The sequence below is a fragment of the Microbacterium sp. NRRL B-14842 genome, from assembly GCF_050470785.1.
The window spans coordinates 1-15,994 of sequence record NZ_JBFLUM010000025.1 but is presented as its reverse complement, the minus strand read 5'-3'; the positions used below and the strand labels follow the sequence as shown (position 1 = coordinate 15,994).

Genomic DNA, 15,994 nt, shown 5'->3' with positions numbered 1-15,994 from the left:
GAGTCGTACTCTCGGGAGAGCCACCCGGAGCGCTTCGGCACCGCTGCTTCTCGTGGTCGACGCGCTCGTCGAGCACCTCTCCGCGAGTACGAGGTCGAGGCGCGGCGAGAGTCGGGGGAGGACGGGACGGAGCGCGTCGTGCTCGAACCGGCGCGCGGTGCGCGAGTCGTCATCACGCCGACCGTTCCCTCCGTCAGCGTCGAGGCGGGCGCCCACTTCCACGCGATCGTGCCGTCGTGCATCTGCGATGCCTGCGACGAGACCGCCGAGACGGCGGCGGACGAGCTGGAGCGGATCCTGCTGTCGGTCGCCGCCGGTGGCTTCCGGGAGAAGTATCCCGTCGGCCGCCGCGCGTGGCTGTACACCGAGATCCGGTCGCCGGACGGCGAGCGGCGGGAGAGCAGCTCAGGCCCCGCTCCGGAGATGCCCGCGAGGCGCGAGAGCGCACGGCCGCCCTGCTGCGCGGGCTCGACGACGGCTGGTGGCCCGCCTGGCCGCTCCGCTCGACCCGGTCTGAATCCGCCCGTCCCGTCCCGTCCTGGACACTGTTCCTTCTCGTTCTCTCCCCGGGCCACGGATGCACGACCGTGTTGCGCGCGCACGAGCCGAGGCCCGGGGGAGTCGTGCATCCGTCACCGGATCGTGCGGATGGAGTTAGTTTGATCTTGCTTAGTCAAGATTGACTATGTTAGTTTCATCGAGCCATCAATGACGAACGGCCGAGAAGGGACCCTCATGGCTACTTCCTCTGCGGAAACCCGATTCCGCACCACTGCCACCCTGACGTGCGTTCTCGCCGCCACGCTGACGCTCGGAGCATGCTCCTCGCCGGCGCCCGGCGGCGATACCGCCCCCACGAGCGCGGGCGGCAGCGACGCCTGCCAGCGCAACCAGGATGCCGGCACCATCACCTACATCTCCGGCTACGGCTACTCCGCCAGCGCCGGGCAGCTCGACGTGTTCCTGGCGAAGGAGCTGGGCTACTTCGACGACCTCTGCCTCGACGTGGAGATCAACGCGTCCGGTGCGAACGGGCAGCAGCTCGTCGCCTCCGGGCAGGCGCAGTTCACCGCTCTCGGCTCCGCCTCCGATGTGATGCTCGCCGCGGCGAACAGCAAGAACCTCACCGCGGTAGCGACCTACGGCACGACCCCGCCGTCTCGATCTTCGGCAACGAGAAGCTCGCCGACCTCACCGACCTCGAAGGCGGCTCGCTGGGGTACTTCATCAACCTCACGCCCATCGCCTCGGCCATGCTCGATGAGGCGGGGTGGACGTCTCGAAGGTCGAGATGGTGAAGATGACCAACTACGACCCGACCGTCGTCGTGCGCGAGCAGGTCGACGCGATCGTCGGCTACGCCTCCAACCAGCCGCAGACCCTCACGGCACAGGACCTCCCGTTCAGCGAGTTCCTGCCCTCCGACCTGGGCGTCGAGGGCACGTACAACGTCATGGAGGTGAACTCGCGCTTCCTCGACGAGCACCGTGAGGTCGCCGCCGACTTCATGCGCGCGAGCCTCAAGGCCCTGCAGTTCTGCCTCGACGAGGCGGACGAATGCATCGACATGCTGGCGGCCCTCGCGGAGGAGAACGGCCAGGGTGCGGCGTTCCCGCGCGATCAGCTCGCCCGTACGTGGGAGGTCGAGTCGGCCTGGGTGCGCGAGAGCGCGGGCGGCAACCCCGGCGTGCAGACCGAGGACATGTGCAGCCCGAGTACGAGATCGTGCAGGAGTACGGCGACGTCAAGGACCTCCCCGCCATCGCCGACATGATGGACCCGGATCTCGTGGCGGACCTGTACGACGGCGACACCCTCGTCTGGGCGGAGAAGTGATGACCGCGGCACACGGCGCGGGCGTCGAGGTCAGGAACGTCTCGAAGTCCTTCGGCGTCGACGGAGCCCAGGTGACGGTGCTCGACGATGTGAGCCTCACGATCGGCATGGGCGAATTCGTGTCGGTGATCGGGCCAGCGGGTGCGGCAAGTCCACGCTGCTCAAGGTGGTCGCCGGACTCCTCGACGCCGACTCCGGCACCGTCACGATCGACGGCGAGAGCGTCACGGCGGCCTCCCGCGACAAGAAGATCGGTCTCGTCCCGCAGTCCCCGGCGCTCCTGCCGTGGAAGACGGTGCGCGAGAACGTCGAGCTCCCCGTGCGGATCAACCGCGGGGCCAACGGCGACCGCGCCCTCCGCGACCCCGCCGAGCTGCTGTCGACCTTCGGGCTCGGCCATGCGCTGAAGAAGTACCCGGGGCAGCTCTCCGGCGGTATGCAGCAGCGCGCCGCCATCGCCAGGGCCTTCGTGTTCGACCCGGCGATCATGCTGATGGACGAGCCGTTCTCGGCCCTCGACGAGATGAACCGCGACCTGCAGCGCATCGCCCTGCTGGACTTCTGGCAGTCGAACCGCAAGGCCGTGATGTTCGTGACGCACTCGGTGCCGGAGGCGATCATGCTCTCCGACCGGATCGTGGTGATGGCGGCCCACCCTGGCCGCATCGCCGAGGTGATCGATGTGAACCTCCCGCGACCGCGCACCGAGGAGGCGTACGCGACGGACGAGTTCCGCGACCTGGAGGCAGTCGTGCGCGGTGCGCTGCGCGCGCAGACGGAGAAGGCCCATGTCTGAGCTGACGATGAGAGACACCACCGCCACCCTCGCCACGGCGCGGCTGAAGGCGCAGCCCCGCCGCGGCATCCCCGGCTGGCTCCGCTGGGGCTCGTGGGGACCGACCCTGATCACGTTCGTGATCGCGGCTCTGCTCTGGCAGATCGTGGCGTGGACCAACCCGTACGTCCTGCCGACGCTGGAGGCCATCGGCGCCAGCCTCGTCGAGGACGCGGGCATGTACTGGTCGAACTTCCTCGTGACGCTGCTGGAGGTCGTCGTCGGGGCCTCCGCCGGCATACTGGCGGGCTTCCTGCTGGCCGTCGTGATGGCCGAGTTCCAGATCATCGAGCGGGCCGTCATGCCGCTGGTCATCATCGTGATGGTGACGCCGATCGTCGCGATCGCCCCGGCGCTGGTCGTCGCCTTCGGGTTCGGCATGGTGCCGAAGTTCATCGTCACAGGACTCGTGGTCTTCTTCCCATGCTCGTGAACTCGCTCGCCGGCCTCCGCGACGTGGACCAGAAGGCGCTCGACGTGTTCACGACGCTGCACGCCTCGCGGTGGGAGATCTTCCGCGAGCTGCGGTTCCCCGGCAGCATGCGTACGTGTTCGCCGGTCTGCGGATCGCACTGCCCCTCGCCGTCGTCGGCGCCGCCGTGGCCGAGTTCGTCGCGGCCGGTCAGCAGGCCGGTCTCGGCTCCCTCGTCACCACCTCGGCGGCACAGGCGAACCTGCCCGTGACCTGGGCGAGCATCGCTCTGCTCTGCCTGCTCGGGTGCTCCTCATCGTGCTCCTCGCGGTCGTGCGCCGGCGCGTCCTGTGGTGGAGCGACGGCGAGGTCAACCGCGAAGGGCTGACCGCACGACCCCCGGTCCCGGGGGCGCGACCCCGCGCCCCCGGGTTCCCCGGCGTGCCCGGAAACTCCGAACGACTCCATCCCCCACTCCCAGGAAGGCATCGCCATGACCGCTCAGCACCCCGTGAAGACCCTGCGGCTCGGACTCTTCGAGAAACGCCAGGCGAACGACTCCGGCACCGCGACCTGGCGCCACCCCGACAATCGGCGCTACCTCTTCGACAAGCTCGACTACTGGCGCGACACCGCGCGCCTGGTCGAGAACGCGGGCTTCGACTTCCTCTTCCTCGCCGACGCGTGGGGCTGGGCCGACGTCGCCGGTGAGCGGCCGGAGATCTGCTCCGTCGAGGGCCTGGATCTGCCGCGGCTCGACCCGGCGATCATCCTCGCCGCCCTCATCCGGAGACCACCCGCCTGGGCCTGGTCGCCACCGGGTCGACCCTGCTCGAGCCGCCGTACTCCTTCGCCCGACGCCTGGCCACTCTCGACATCCTGTCGGGGGCCGGATCGGCTGGAACGTCGTCACCACCGGCACCGCCGACACCGCGGTGCAGGGCTTCGGCGTGCCGATGGTGGGACACGACGAGCGCTATCTGATGGCGGACGACTTCATGCAGGTCGTCTACAAGCTGTGGGAGGGGGCCTGGGAGGAAGGGGCGCTGGAGCGCGACAAGTCCGGTCGCTTCGCCGACCCCGGCCAAGGTCCACCGCATCGCGCACGACGGGCCCTACTTCCGCTCGCACGGCTACGGCAACACGCAGCGCTCGCCGCAGGGCACGCCGGTGCTGTTCCAGGCCGGGGCGTCGCCCGCCGGTCGCGAGTTCGGCGGCAAGCACGGCGAGGCGATCTTCGTCGGGAGCGGCTCGGTCGAGCAGCTCCGCACGCATTCCTCGGCGATCCGCGAGGAGGCGGTGAAGAACGGCCGTGCGGCGCACGAGGTGAAGATCATGTCGGCGTTCGCCGCGGTCGTCGGCAGCACCGAGGAGGAGGCCCGCCGCACCTACGCGGAGGTCGCCGATGCGCAGAATCCCGAGGTCACCGTCGCCTCCTACGCCTGGTTCACCGGTCTCGACCTGTCGTCGTACGACCCGCGCACGCCGATGTCCGAGCTCCGCACCGAACTCTCGCAGACGCAGGTCGCGCGCTTCGCCGACAAGACGGTGGGCGATGTCCTGGCCGACTGGCACGCGCACGGCGTGGGCGCCCGCCCGATCGTGGGCACGCCGGAGCAGGTGGCGGACCGGATGATGGAGCTCGCCGACGGCGCCGACCTCGACGGCTTCCTCTTCGCTCCGGTGATCCCGCCGGCCTCGACCGCCGACTTCATCGAGCACGTCTTGCCGATCCTCAAGGAGCGCGGGGCGATCGCCGACCCCGCAGCCGAGCCGGAGTCGCTGCGGGAACGGCTGATGGGCACCCCGACGCCCGCGCTCGCCGACTCCCACATCGGGTCGTCGTTCCGGCGGACGATGGCCCGTGTCTGACAGCCTCGCCGGCGTCGCCGTCGTGGGGAGCGCGAACCTCGACCTCGTGGTCGAGGTGTCGCGTCCTCCCCGCGTCGGTGAGACGCTGCTCGGCCGGGCCGGAGGCCGCTTCCCCGGTGGCAAGGGTCTGAACCAGGCTGTCGCCGCGGCCCGCGCGGGAGCCGTGACCACGTTCTGCGGCGTCGTCGGAGCGGACGAGGCCGGCGCCGTTCTGGAGGCGGCGCTGACGGAGGCGGGAGTGGACGCCGCGCTCCGCCGCTCCGCGTCCGCGCCGACCGGGGTCGCGCACGTGCTGGCCTTCGACGACGGCGACAACAGCATCCTCGTGGCGGCGGGGGCGAACGGCGAGCTCACTCCGGAAGACGCCGTGGCCGGGACCGTCGGGGCGGCCGTGATGCTCACTCAGCTCGAGGTGCCCTTCGCCGCGGTCGCCGCCGCCCTGGCCGCCGCACATGCCTCCGGGACCCTCACGATCCTCAACGCCGCCCCCGCGCACCCCGCCGCCGTCGACCTGCTGCCGGAGGTGGACGTGCTGGTCGTGAACGAGACGGATGTGCGCGGAACTCGGCGGCGTCGAGCGGCTCCTCGGCGCCGGCGCCGGGGCGGTCGTGCTCACGGAGGGGGCCGCCGGTGTGACGCTGCATCGGCCAGGGCGCCCCGGCGTGCACGTGCCGGCCTTCCGCATCGACGCCGTCGACACGACGGGAGCCGGGGATGCCTTCTGCGGCGCCCTCGCTGCGGGGCTCGCTCAGGGTCACGACATCGAGCACGCTCTCGTCCGCGCCTGTGCCGCGGGGGCGATCGTCGCCCGTCACCGTGGGGCGACCACTCCGGCGCTGTCCGTCACCGCTCTGGAGGCTCTGGTAGCGCGGCGCTGAGTCCGCGCTGGGCGCGGCGGTATCAGCGCGTAGGGGTGGTCTCCGCCGTCTCGCCGGCGAATGTGTACGCTCCGGCACGCAGCCGCTCCAGCAGCGTCAGGAGCCACTCCTTCTCGGCGGTGAGTCGGGCGGTGGAGAGGTCGAAGATCTCGCGCACGTACTCCGGGGTCGTCTCCGAGCGCAGGGTGTCCTGCACGTCGAAGCCGTTCTGCGTGATGATCGCGTCGCTCTTGATGAGCCGGTGCTCGAGGCCGGCGATGACCTCCTGCCGGCTGAGGACGAACATGAACGAGGCCACGGTCATGATCGCCTGGGTGTCGAAGGCCGCGACGTTCCAGAGGTTCTCGCGCAGCATGCGCTGCAGCTCCACCTCGCCGGCCGGGGTGATGCGGTAGGTGGTGCGCGCGGGGCGCTTGCCCTCCGTCTCGGTGCCGCTCTCCGCCACGTAGCCGTCGACTTCGAGCGCGCGGAGGGCGTTGTAGATCGAACCGGGCTGGATGTGCGCCCACTCGTCGACGTGCCAGGTCATGAGCTCGCGGCGCAGGAAGTAGCCGTGCACCGGTTGGAACTGCTTGACGGCACCGAGGACGACGAGGCGGGTGGTCGACATGCGCTTCATGCTAACGGTTCGGTGCGGTGGAACCTGTTGTTTGCATGGTCAAAAATGCATATAATTCAGACTAGTCAAAGTTGACTATCGAAAGGACTTCGTGATGACCACTGCCGTGACCGACGCCCTGCCGCGGGACCGCGCTCTCCGTCGCGCCTTCTCCGTCTACCCGACCGGTGTGGTCGCGCTGGCCGCGCACGTCGAGGACCGCGCCGTCGGTATGGCGGTCAACTCCTTCACCTCGATCTCGCTGGAGCCCGCCCTCGTCGCCGTCAGCGCCGCGCGCACCTCGAAGACGTGGCCCGTGCTGCGCGCCGTCCCCGAACTGGGGATGAGTGTCCTCGCGGCGCACCATGAGCCGCTCAGCCGCTCGCTGTCCGCGCGCGAAGGCGACCGGTTCGGCGGCCATGCGTGGCATCGCTCGGAGGGTGGGGCCGTGCTGATCGACGACGCCGCGCTCTGGCTCACGTGCCGGCTGCACAGCACGTTCGACGGTGGTGACCACGAGATCGCGCTCTACGAGATCCAGGATGTGACGCTCTTCGACGGCGTCGAGCCGCTCGTGTTCCACCAGAGCCGTTACCGTGCCATCTCGCCCGCCGGAGACGTGTGAGCGGACCGGCGCCCCGGGTGCTCTCCGGCCTGGTCGTCCCCGGCGACGGTCGCGGTCGGCTGCTCGGCTTCCCGACCGCGAATCTCGCCCTGTCCGAGCGGTTGCTGCCCGACGATGGGATCTACGCGGCGTGGGCGCTGTTGCCCGGCGACGACCGGCGGTGGGAGGCGACGGCGAGCGTCGGCGTCAATCCGACGTTCTGCGGCGACCGGGCGCGGCGTCTCGAGGTGCACCTCCACGACATCGACCGCGACCTCTACGGGCAGCTGCTGTCGGTCGAGCTCGTCGCGCTGCTCCGGCCGACGCTCCGTTTCGATGGGGTCGAGGAGCTCGTCGCCCGGACCGCCGCGGATGTCGCGGCCTCGCGGCGGCTTCTCGCCGCGGAGCGGCGCACGTTCGCGAGGCGCTGACTACGCCGCGTTCCAGCGGAGTCGCGGCAGCGTGGGGAACTCGGTGAGGATCGCCGCCGCGTCGGTCACGGGGAAGAGCGTGACCGGGAGCGGGGGGAGCCCCGGCGATGGTGCGACCGCGTAGGCCAGGGCCGCCGGCCCCTCCGACGCGCTCAGAAAGACCCGACTCTCGCGGCCGGCGACGGCGACCGTGGATCCGTGCAGGCCTGCGGACAGGGCGGCGGCCGCGGCGGTCGCTCGGGCCAGGAGTGTCGGACCGGGGAGCCAGGGGAGGAAGGCGTCCTCGGGGAGTCCGCAGGCGACAGCCAGCGCCGGGGTCAGCCAGCGGTCGCTCTTGAGGCCGTAGGGGGTGGGCTCCCGCGAGAGCAGGTAGCCGTAGCAGTGCAGGAGCCCGGCGTTACCGACCGGCCAGGTCGCCGGCAGGCCCGCGCGCCGGTGGAGTTCGTCGAACAGGGCGGGCGCGATGACGCCCGTGCCGGTGTTCTCGTCGACGGCGGTCGACCGGCCCCACGCGGCGAAGCGCCTCGCATCGCGATCAGCCCGGAGTGAGGCATCGAGCCAGGGCAACGCGTCGATCGCGCTCTGCGCGGCGACCGGGGTGCTGGTCGCGGCGCGGTCGGCGGCGTGCATGAGGGCAGCGAGTTCGGACACGGCGTTCACCATACGGGAACGACGTGGACGGAGTGTTCACGCGGCGTTCATGCGCTGTGGGCGTTCCGTCCATGTCGTTTGCCCATGCTGGACGGAGCGTCCGCACGGAAGGAACCCCGTGACCACCATCCTCCTCTTCGACTTCGACGGCACGATCGCGCTCGGCGACGGCCCTGTCCTCGCCTACGCCCGACATGTGGCCACCGCGCTGGGCGCGTCGGAGCGGTTCGTCGACGACGTCCGCGTCGCGCTCGCCGTCGCGGGCCCCGACGCCGTCGACGGGTACGACGTCGTCCGCCGCGCGGCGGACAGCTTCGGCGCCGACGGTGCCGTGCTCAGCGCGGCCTACCTGGCGAGCCGCGCCCAGCTCGCCACGGCTGCGGCTCCGGTCACGGTCCCGAGCGGCCTGGTCGAGTTCCTTCGGACCGCCGGCCCCGTAGCGGAGCGCGTGCTGGTGACCAACGCCCCCGCCCTGCGTCTTCCGGAGGCTCTGGAGCACCTCGGGCTCGCGGGACTGTTCGACCGCATCGTGACCGATGCCCGCAAGCCCGCCGGGATGGAGAAGGTCCTCGATGCGCTGCCGCCCGATGCCCGCATCCTGAGCATCGGCGACATGTGGCGAAACGATCTCGCTCCCGCACACGCCCGCGGCCACGCCACCGCGCTGATCGGGGGCTTCGCCGACCCGGCAGCGACCCCGACCTTCCGCGCGGCCGACTTCGCCACTCTCGCACCGCAGCTCGAGGCTTGGCTGCGGGCCACCGACTCCTCCGTTCCGTCCACTTCACACACCCTCACCACCGAAGGATGATCATGCGTACCTCCCCCTTCCGCCGCCCGGTTCTCGGTCTCGCCGCCGCCGGTGCCCTGCTGACCGTCGCGCTCGCCGGGTGCTCCGGCACCACTGCCGGGTCCGACCCGTCCGCCGCCCCCGCCGAGGATCCGGACTCCCTCGTCCTCGCCCTCGTCCCGTCGCAGGACCAGGACGGCCTCGTGGAGACAGCCGCCCCGCTGACCGACTACCTCACGGAAGAGCTCGGGATCGAGGTGACCGGTGTCGTCTCGAAGGACTACCAGGCCGCGGTCGAGGCGATGGGCGCGGGGCAGGCGCAGATCGGCTTCCTGCCGTCGCTGCAGCTCTGGCAGGCGAACGACATGTACGACGCGTCCGTCGTGTTGCAGACCGAGCGCAACGGCAACATCACCTACCCGGCGCAGTTCATGACGAACAACCCCGACAAGTACTGCGAGGACGAGCCGGTCGCGCGTGACGGGATGCTCTTCTGCAACGGCGCCGACGCCATGACCGGACCCGCCGGTCTCGACAGCATCGACAAGGTGGAGGGCGCGAAGGTCGCCGTCCTCGGCCCGGGGTCCCCCGCCGGTTACATCTACCCGATCCTCGCGCTCCAGGAGGCGGGCCTGGACACGGACGCGGACATCGAGCAGATCCCGGTGACTGCGAACGACGCGTCCGTGCTGGCCGTCTACAACGGCGACGCGGAGGTGGGCTTCAGCTTCTGGGACGCCCGCACGATCGTGCAGAAGGACACCCCGGACGTGGGGGAGAAGGTCGTCGTCTTCGCCATGACCGAGGAGATCCCGAACGACGGCGTCGCTCTGTCTGCCGACCTGTCCCCGGAGCTGCAGGAGCGCATCACGACCGCGCTCGAGGAGTTCTCGAACACGGAGGAGGGCTCGACGATCCTGGAGAGCATCTACTCGATCACCAAGCTCGCACCGGCCGACCCCGCGTCGCTCGACGTCGTCGCCCGGGCCGCCGAGGCCCTGGGGCTGCAGTAAATTGTCCGCTCCGCATCACCCGGTGGACGCCGCGGCTCCGGCCGCGGCGTCCACGCCGTGGAACATCCGTCTCGACGATGTGACGGTGCGCTATCCGAACGGCACGATCGGGTTGAACCGCGTCTCACTGGAGATCGCCGCGGGCGAGATGGTCGCCGTCGTCGGGCTCTCCGGCTCGGGGAAGTCGACTCTCATCCGCACGATCAACGGCCTGGTGCCGGTCACGTCCGGCACCCTCGACGTCGGCGGGCATCGCGTCAGCGGCGCCTCCCCGCGCACGCTGCGCCGGCTCCGGGGGGACATCGGCATGGTCTTCCAGGGCTTCAACCTCGCCGGTCGCGCCAGCGTGCTGCACAACGTGCTCGTCGGGCGTCTCGCCCACACGCCGCTGTGGCGCACACTCCTCGGTGCCTATCCTGACGTTGACCGGCAGCGCGCGTACCACGCGCTCGACCGGGTCGGGATCCTGCCCAAGCTGCACGCGCGGGCCTCCGATCTCTCCGGCGGCCAGCAGCAGCGCGTCGCGATCGCCCGCGCTCTGGCGCAGGAGCCTCGCGTCGTCCTGGCGGACGAGCCGGTGGCGAGCCTCGACCCGCCCACGGCGCACGGCGTGATGAACGACCTGCGGCGCATCAACCGCGATCTCGGCATCACGGTGCTCGTCAACCTCCACCTGCTCGACCTCGCCCGTGAATACGGCGCCCGGATGATCGGCATGCGCGCGGGCGAGATCGTCTACGACGGCCCCGCCGCCGGTGCCTCGGACGCGGACTTCGAGGGCATCTACGGCCGGTCGCTCACCTCGGACGATCGGCTGGACGCGTGACCCCCGTCGTCGACCAGGACACCGCGGTGGCACCGCTCGACGTGCCCGCGCGCCCACCCGGTGCCTGGAAGGGAGCCGCTGTCCTGGCGGGTGTGGTCGCCGTGACGGTCGTGATGTGTCTGCCCGGTGTCGGCATCGGAGTCGACCTCGACGCGATCGCGCGCAACTGGCAGAACGGCGCCGACAAGGTGCTGAAGCTGCTGGTGCCCGACTGGTCGTTCTTCCCGCGCACGGTCCCGCCGCTGATCGAGACCTTGCAGATGGCGGTCATCGCCACCGCCCTGGGCGCCGCCGTGTCCTTGCCCCTGAGCTTCTGGGCGGCGCGGGCGACGAACCCGAACACGGGCGCGAGACTGGTCGTGCGCGGGGTCCTCAACGTCGTGCGCAGTGTTCCCGACCTGCTGTACGCCGCCATCCTCGTGGCGATGGTGGGCGTCGGCGCCCTTCCCGGGATCCTGGCGCTGGTCCTGTTCAACATCGGCATCATCGTCAAGCTCGTCTCCGAGGCCATCGACACGAACGACCGCGGGCCCCTCGAGGCCGGCCGGGCCGTGGGCGCGACGCAGATGCAGATCAACCGGACGCTCGCCCTTCCGGACGCCTGGCCCGCCTTCGCGAACCAGACCCTCTACGTCTTCGAGCTCAACGTGCGCGCATCGACCGTGCTCGGACTCGTCGGCGCGGGCGGGATGGGGCTGCTCATCGACGCCGTCCGCACGTTCTACCGCTACGACCAGCTCTCGCTCATCATCCTCGAGATCCTCATCGTGGTGATCGTGATCGACGTGGTCTCCGACGCCGTCCGGCGGAGGCTCGTATGACCGCGCCCCTCACCGCCGTCCCCGCCCGGCCTCGGCGCCCCTGGCTCCTCGTCGGATGGGGCCTCGTGACCGCCGTGATCGTGCTGGCCTTCTGGTCGATCGACATCTCCTGGGCGCGCCTCGCCGATCTCCCGGCGGAGATCGTCCGCTACACCGTGCTCATGTTCGGCGACCCGAACTGGGAGAAGCTCCCCGAGGCCCTGTGGCAGACCTGGCGGAGCATCGAGATGGCCTGGGTCGGCACGGTGCTCGGCATCCTCCTCGCGACACCCCCTGAGCCTGCTGGCCGCTCGCGGCTTCGGACCGGTCTGGCTGCGCAATCTGCTTCGCGGGCTGTTCTCGCTCATCCGCGCGGTCCCGGAGATCATCATCGCGATCGTGATCCTCTCGGTGGACAGGGCTCACGCCCTTCACGGGAGCCTGGCGCTCGCACTCAACGGCATCGGCACCCTCGGCAAATGGGGCTATGAGGCCGTCGAAGCCGTGCCCCGTGGCCCGATCGAGGCGGCACACGCGGCCGGCGGCAGCACTCTCCAGGTGCTGCGATGGGGAGTGTGGCCCACAGGCGGAACCGGTCGTTCTGGTCGTTCTGGCTCTACCGCTTCGAGATCAACGTGCGCTCGTCGGCCGTCCTCGGCCTCATCGGCGTCGGCGGCATCGGTGACATGCTCACCTCCTACACCCAGTACCGTGAGTGGTCGACGGTGGGTGTCCTGCTCATCGTGGTTGTCGCGGTTGACGATGCTGATCGACGCGGTATCCGGCGCGATCCGCCGCCGGATCATGGAGGGAGCCCGAGCCCGTGTTCGCCCCTAGTGCTCCGCCGACCGTGCGCATCGCCGCGGTCCGCAACACCTTGCAGCCCGCGGAGCGGCGGGTGGCCGAGCTCATCCTGGACTCCGCCGACGCCGTCGTGGAGTGGACAGCGCAGGAGCTCGCCGACCGGGCGGGTGTCGGCCGCGCCACCGTCGTCCGTGCGTGCCAGGGCTTCGGCTACCGCGGCTATCCGCAGCTCCGGGTCGCGCTGGCCGCCGAGCTCGGCGGGGGGAGCGGTTGACGCTGCGGGTCGATCACGGGCCGGGTGTGCTGGGGGCGGATGCGCGGTGAGATCGACCGTGTCGCGGCGTCCCTCCCCGTGCTGGCGAGTCTCCTGGACCCCGGCGACCGTCGACGCGGCAGTCGCCGCGACCGCTTCCGCGCGACGTGTGCTGGTCCTGGCGAACGGTCTCTCGTCGCCGATCGCGAGCGATCTGGCGATGCGGCTCACGGCGGCAGGGCGACCGGCGGAGTTCATCGCCGACGCCATCGCCCAGCAGATCGCGGCCCGGCATCTCACGGAGCAGGACGTGTGCGTCATCGTCAGCGGGTCCGGAGCCAATGAGGCGAGCCTGCGTGTCGCGACCGCCGCCGCCCGCGGCGGTGCGACGGTGATCGCACTCACCTCGTTCGCGTCCTCCGCGCTGACCGACGCGGGCCTCCCTGTCGCTCGTCATCACCCCGGCCGGGGTGAGCTTCCGCGAAGAGCTGCAGCACGCCTCCCGCGTCGCCTTCCTCGTGTTCGCCGAGGTCTTCGCGGCCGCGGTCACCTCCGCGCGCGGCGACGCCGCCGTCCAGGCTCGGGCACACGCTCTCGAAGTGGTCTCCGACAACCTCGACGGCTGAGGGACCGCGGTTCCGGCTGCACGACCTCGGTCCGCGGGCACGACCTGGCGGGCCGATCCGTCGTGCAGGTGTCGCGCGGGTCGTGCAGGTGACGCGGGGGGAGGCGGGGACGGAAGGGGCCGGGTCAGTCGCGGGCGGTCTGCAGCAGCGCCCACACCTCGGCCCGGGCGGGGAAGGTCGTGAGGTCGGCCCCGAGGAGGGCGCCGGCATGGGAGACCCGGAGCGGAGGGTGTGCCGGTGGATGCCGAGGGCGGCCGCGGCCTGCTCGGCCCGCGTGTCGTGGTCGAGCCAGGTCCGCAGCGCGTGTTCGAGCGCGGTGCCGTGGGCGGCGTCGTGTTCCCGGAGCGGAGCGAGCCGCGACTCCGCGACGAGCCGGGCCTCATCCGTCGCCAGCGCCGTGAGCAGGCTGGATCCGACCGTGTCGGCGTACCGGACGGCGCCGCTCGTGCCCGGCTGTCGGAGAGCGATGAGCGCCTGGGCGTGCGCGCGGGAGAAGGCGTCGTACCCCTCCGGGGCCGAGACGCCGACGCGGGCGCTGAAGCGCGAGGCCGCGTCGTCGAGAAGAGCCTCGTCGGCCGCGGACACGCAGATGACCACGCCGTCCTCGGAGTCCGCGAGGAAGGCGGGCGTCCCGTGCTCGACCCGTCGGCGCTCCCACCAGTCGAGGAGAGGCTCGGCCGGGGCATCCCCGGTCACCGCCACCACCACGGGGCGGGCGGAAGGCTGCCGAGGACACGGCGCGCGAGGCCGGGGTCGTCGCTCAGGAGCGAGCGCAGCAGCTGCGTGTGCAGCCGACGTCGGCCGCGGGCGAGCTGCTCGCTCTGCTCCCGCGCCAGTCCCCGCCATCGCGATGACCGAGGTGACGACGGCCCTGGCCTCCTGGTCGAGGGCGTCGGCCGCCACGGCGGAGGACGCCGCGCAGGTGCCCGCCCCGCCCCACCGTGAAGAGCATGAAGGTGTGCGCATCGAGGGTGAGGGACTGACCCGCCTCGAGTCCGCGGTCGAGGATCTCCTGGACCCGGGTCCCGAGCCCTTCCCGGACAGTCGCCGAGAGGGCGTCGCGGGGGTGGGCGACGATCAGGTCGGCCCCGCCGCGTCGAACATGCCCGCCCAGGCGCGGAGTCGACGGCCGAGTTCGGTGATGATCGCCTCGAGCCCGCGCGGCCGGAGGGCGGCGAGGGCGAGGCGCGCTGGGTGTCCAGCGCCCAGGTGCGCCGGGCGTAGGCCTGCGCCGCGATCGCCTCGGAGTGCGCGCGGGCCACGGCGATGAACGGCGTGCGGTACGGCACCTCGAACAGGGGGATGCCCTGGTCGGCGCACGCCGCGATCAACTCTTCCGGTGTTCCCGAGCGATGCACGTCGGTCCCGAATCCGAGCCCCAGCACGCCGCGCTCGGCGAGCCGGACGACGTAGGGGGGCGATGGCCTCCGCGTCGTCGAACTGCGTGCCGGTGGTGAGGAGGACGAGGTCTTCCGCGAGGAAGGGCGTCGGGTCCGCGAGGGTCGGAGCTGTGGACCCAGCGCAGCGGCCGGTCGAGCGCGCCGTCCGGCAGATCCGCTGCGGTGGAGACGAGGCGCAGGTCGAGATCCCGGCGGCGCAGCAGGGCGGACAGCGTGGAGGGATCGGCGGGGGCCATACGATCTCCGGTTGTACGAGACGGCGAAATCAATTCTCCGATTGTACGACCCCGGCGAATGCGGGCGTCTCCGCTGCCGCCGTACGCTCGCGACATGGCTCTCCTCGACACCGCAGCACCCGCAGTCCCCCTCGGCGGCCCCGACCTCCCGCAGGAGCGTCGCCTCGTCACGGAACTCCCCGGCCCGCGGTCGGCCGAGGTCCTCGCCCGCAAGGCGGACGCGGTCGCCGCCGGTGTCGGTCACACGGTGCCGGTCGCCGCCGTCGCAGCCGGGGGAGGAGTGGTCGTCGACGCCGACGGCAACTCGCTCATCGACCTCGGCTCCGGCATCGCCGTGACCACGGTCGGCAACGCGCACCCGAAGGTGGCCGCCGCCGTGGCCGCGCAGGCGGCGCAGTTCACGCACACCTGCTTCATGATCTCGCCGTACGAGTCGTACGTCGGCGTCGCCGAGGCGCTCAACCGCGTCACCCCCGGCGACTTCGCCAAGAAGAGCGCCCTGTTCAACTCCGGCGCCGAGGCTGTCGAGAACGCGATCAAGATCGCCCGCAAGCACACCGGTCGTCAGGCCGTCGTCGCGTTCGACCACGGCTACCACGGCCGCACGAACCTCACCATGGCGCTGACCGCGAAGTCGATGCCGTACAAGAGCGGCTTCGGTCCGTTCGCCCCCGAGGTGTACCGCGCGCCGATGTCGTACCCGTTCCGCGACGGGCTCGAGGGCGGCGAGGCCGCGGCCCGCGTGATCCTCCAGCTCGAGAAGCAGATCGGCGCCGACAACCTCGCCGCCGTCATCATCGAGCCGATCCAGGGCGAGGGGGGCTTCATCGTCCCCGCCGATGGCTTCCTCCCCGCGATCGTCGACTGGTGCCGCGCGAACGGCGTCGTCTTCATCGCCGACGAGGTGCAGACCGGGTTCGCCCGCACCGGACACATGTTCGCCAGCGAGATCTTCGGCATCGAGCCCGACCTCATCACCACCGCCAAGGGCATCGCGGGCGGGCTGCCGCTCGCCGCCGTGACCGGCCGCGCCGAGATCATGGACGCGTCGCACTCCGGTGGCCTCGGCGGCACCTACGGCGGCAACCCTATCGCGTGCGCCGCGGCGCTCGCGGCCATCGACGTGTTC

20 protein-coding genes and 3 pseudogenes are annotated in these 15,994 nt (G+C 71.2%); 19 read left to right on the top strand and 4 right to left on the bottom strand.

The features are described from left to right. The 9 genes and pseudogenes from AB1285_RS19325 to AB1285_RS19285 form a co-directional block, all read left to right on the top strand. On the top strand, positions 1-663 hold a 663-nt coding region (locus tag AB1285_RS19325; protein ID WP_429977676.1), incomplete at its 5' end, for a DUF6226 family protein. Positions 664-708: 45 nt separating this feature from the next. Next, positions 709-1,176: pseudogene (locus tag AB1285_RS19320) on the top strand (ABC transporter substrate-binding protein); the annotation flags it as partial. 94 nt (positions 1,177-1,270) lie between these two features. Beyond that, positions 1,271-1,774, top strand: coding sequence for an ABC transporter substrate-binding protein (locus AB1285_RS19315; protein WP_429977675.1), 504 nt, complete (start codon positions 1,271-1,273; stop codon positions 1,772-1,774). A gap of 228 nt (positions 1,775-2,002) precedes the next feature. Beyond that, on the top strand, positions 2,003-2,632 hold the full coding sequence (locus AB1285_RS19310; protein WP_429977674.1) for an ABC transporter ATP-binding protein: 630 nt from the start codon (positions 2,003-2,005) through the stop codon (positions 2,630-2,632). After that, the gene (locus tag AB1285_RS19305; protein ID WP_429977673.1) at positions 2,625-3,104 is read left to right on the top strand and encodes an ABC transporter permease; all 480 of its coding nucleotides are present in this window, start codon (positions 2,625-2,627) and stop codon (positions 3,102-3,104) included. Before AB1285_RS19310 ends, AB1285_RS19305 begins: the two co-directional genes overlap by 8 nt. Before the next feature lie 115 nt (positions 3,105-3,219). Beyond that, positions 3,220-3,471: a hypothetical protein gene (locus tag AB1285_RS19300; protein ID WP_429977672.1), complete on the top strand. Its 252-nt coding sequence runs from the start codon at positions 3,220-3,222 to the stop codon at positions 3,469-3,471. 710 nt (positions 3,472-4,181) lie between these two features. Further along, positions 4,182-4,955, top strand: coding sequence for an LLM class flavin-dependent oxidoreductase (locus AB1285_RS19295; RefSeq protein WP_429977679.1), 774 nt, complete (start codon positions 4,182-4,184; stop codon positions 4,953-4,955). Then, positions 4,948-5,451: pseudogene (locus AB1285_RS19290) on the top strand (PfkB family carbohydrate kinase); the annotation flags it as partial. The gene AB1285_RS19295 and the pseudogene AB1285_RS19290, both read left to right, overlap by 8 nt. Before the next feature lie 55 nt (positions 5,452-5,506). Further along, complete coding sequence (locus tag AB1285_RS19285; RefSeq protein ID WP_429977671.1) at positions 5,507-5,833, top strand: carbohydrate kinase family protein; 327 nt, start codon at positions 5,507-5,509, stop codon at positions 5,831-5,833. A gap of 22 nt (positions 5,834-5,855) precedes the next feature. On the opposite strand, the gene AB1285_RS19280 is transcribed toward AB1285_RS19285, so the two are convergent. Continuing rightward, on the bottom strand, positions 5,856-6,443 hold the full coding sequence (locus AB1285_RS19280; protein ID WP_187662210.1) for a PadR family transcriptional regulator: 588 nt from the start codon (positions 6,441-6,443) through the stop codon (positions 5,856-5,858). Between the two features lie 103 nt (positions 6,444-6,546). Between AB1285_RS19280 and AB1285_RS19275 the strand changes: the two genes are divergently transcribed. Both AB1285_RS19275 and AB1285_RS19270 read left to right on the top strand, forming a co-directional pair. Beyond that, on the top strand, positions 6,547-7,056 hold the full coding sequence (locus tag AB1285_RS19275) for a flavin reductase family protein (protein WP_187662209.1): 510 nt from the start codon (positions 6,547-6,549) through the stop codon (positions 7,054-7,056). After that, positions 7,053-7,466: a riboflavin kinase gene (locus AB1285_RS19270; protein ID WP_370429045.1), complete on the top strand. Its 414-nt coding sequence runs from the start codon at positions 7,053-7,055 to the stop codon at positions 7,464-7,466. Before AB1285_RS19275 ends, AB1285_RS19270 begins: the two co-directional genes overlap by 4 nt. Here the strand turns inward: AB1285_RS19270 and AB1285_RS19265 are convergent, their stop codons facing one another. Then, on the bottom strand, positions 7,467-8,117 hold the full coding sequence (locus tag AB1285_RS19265) for an amino acid deaminase (RefSeq protein WP_370429044.1): 651 nt from the start codon (positions 8,115-8,117) through the stop codon (positions 7,467-7,469). It lies immediately after the preceding gene. A gap of 118 nt (positions 8,118-8,235) precedes the next feature. Here AB1285_RS19265 and AB1285_RS19260 point away from each other — a divergent pair, with 118 nt between their 5' ends. The 7 genes and pseudogenes from AB1285_RS19260 to AB1285_RS19230 all read left to right on the top strand — a co-directional run. Then, positions 8,236-8,928: an HAD family hydrolase gene (locus AB1285_RS19260; RefSeq protein WP_187662206.1), complete on the top strand. Its 693-nt coding sequence runs from the start codon at positions 8,236-8,238 to the stop codon at positions 8,926-8,928. 2 nt (positions 8,929-8,930) lie between these two features. Next, positions 8,931-9,920, top strand: a complete 990-nt coding sequence (gene phnD / locus AB1285_RS19255; protein WP_280564663.1) for a phosphate/phosphite/phosphonate ABC transporter substrate-binding protein — start codon at positions 8,931-8,933, stop codon at positions 9,918-9,920. 22 nt (positions 9,921-9,942) lie between these two features. Next, positions 9,943-10,746: a phosphonate ABC transporter ATP-binding protein gene (phnC, locus tag AB1285_RS19250; protein WP_370429043.1), complete on the top strand. Its 804-nt coding sequence runs from the start codon at positions 9,943-9,945 to the stop codon at positions 10,744-10,746. Between the two features lie 26 nt (positions 10,747-10,772). Then, positions 10,773-11,567: a phosphonate ABC transporter, permease protein PhnE gene (phnE, locus tag AB1285_RS19245; RefSeq protein WP_363590150.1), complete on the top strand. Its 795-nt coding sequence runs from the start codon at positions 10,773-10,775 to the stop codon at positions 11,565-11,567. Between the two features lie 126 nt (positions 11,568-11,693). Further along, on the top strand, positions 11,694-12,383 hold the full coding sequence (locus AB1285_RS19240; protein WP_429977678.1) for a PhnE/PtxC family ABC transporter permease: 690 nt from the start codon (positions 11,694-11,696) through the stop codon (positions 12,381-12,383). Beyond that, the gene (locus AB1285_RS19235) at positions 12,370-12,624 is read left to right on the top strand and encodes a MurR/RpiR family transcriptional regulator (RefSeq protein WP_429977670.1); all 255 of its coding nucleotides are present in this window, start codon (positions 12,370-12,372) and stop codon (positions 12,622-12,624) included. The genes AB1285_RS19240 and AB1285_RS19235 overlap by 14 nt, the downstream gene beginning before the upstream one ends. Continuing rightward, positions 12,518-12,973: pseudogene (locus tag AB1285_RS19230) on the top strand (SIS domain-containing protein); the annotation flags it as partial. The gene AB1285_RS19235 and the pseudogene AB1285_RS19230, both read left to right, overlap by 107 nt. A 31-nt stretch (positions 12,974-13,004) precedes the next feature. Here the strand turns inward: AB1285_RS19230 and AB1285_RS19225 are convergent. Continuing rightward, positions 13,005-13,925: a hypothetical protein gene (locus AB1285_RS19225; protein WP_429977669.1), complete on the bottom strand. Its 921-nt coding sequence runs from the start codon at positions 13,923-13,925 to the stop codon at positions 13,005-13,007. Next, positions 13,922-14,587 carry a hypothetical protein gene (locus AB1285_RS19220; RefSeq protein WP_429977677.1) on the bottom strand — a complete coding sequence of 222 codons (666 nt, stop codon included), beginning with the start codon at positions 14,585-14,587 and terminating at the stop codon, positions 13,922-13,924. Before AB1285_RS19220 ends, AB1285_RS19225 begins: the two co-directional genes overlap by 4 nt. Before the next feature lie 372 nt (positions 14,588-14,959). Here AB1285_RS19220 and AB1285_RS19215 point away from each other — a divergent pair. Continuing rightward, a partial coding sequence (locus AB1285_RS19215) for an aminotransferase class III-fold pyridoxal phosphate-dependent enzyme (protein ID WP_429977668.1) occupies positions 14,960-15,994 on the top strand: 1,035 nt, incomplete at its 3' end.

What these genes read in the sequence shown, in the direction of transcription:
- AB1285_RS19305 (WP_429977673.1), top strand. Translation starts at nt 2,625, where the DNA reads ATGTCTGAGCTGACGATGAGAGACACCACCGCCACCCTCGCCACGGCG.
- AB1285_RS19280 (WP_187662210.1), bottom strand. Translation starts at nt 6,443, where the DNA reads ATGTCGACCACCCGCCTCGTCGTCCTCGGTGCCGTCAAGCAGTTCCAA.
- AB1285_RS19275 (WP_187662209.1), top strand. Translation starts at nt 6,547, where the DNA reads ATGACCACTGCCGTGACCGACGCCCTGCCGCGGGACCGCGCTCTCCGT.
- phnD (WP_280564663.1), top strand. Translation starts at nt 8,931, where the DNA reads ATGCGTACCTCCCCCTTCCGCCGCCCGGTTCTCGGTCTCGCCGCCGCC.
- AB1285_RS19285 (WP_429977671.1), top strand. Translation starts at nt 5,507, where the DNA reads ATGTGCGCGGAACTCGGCGGCGTCGAGCGGCTCCTCGGCGCCGGCGCC.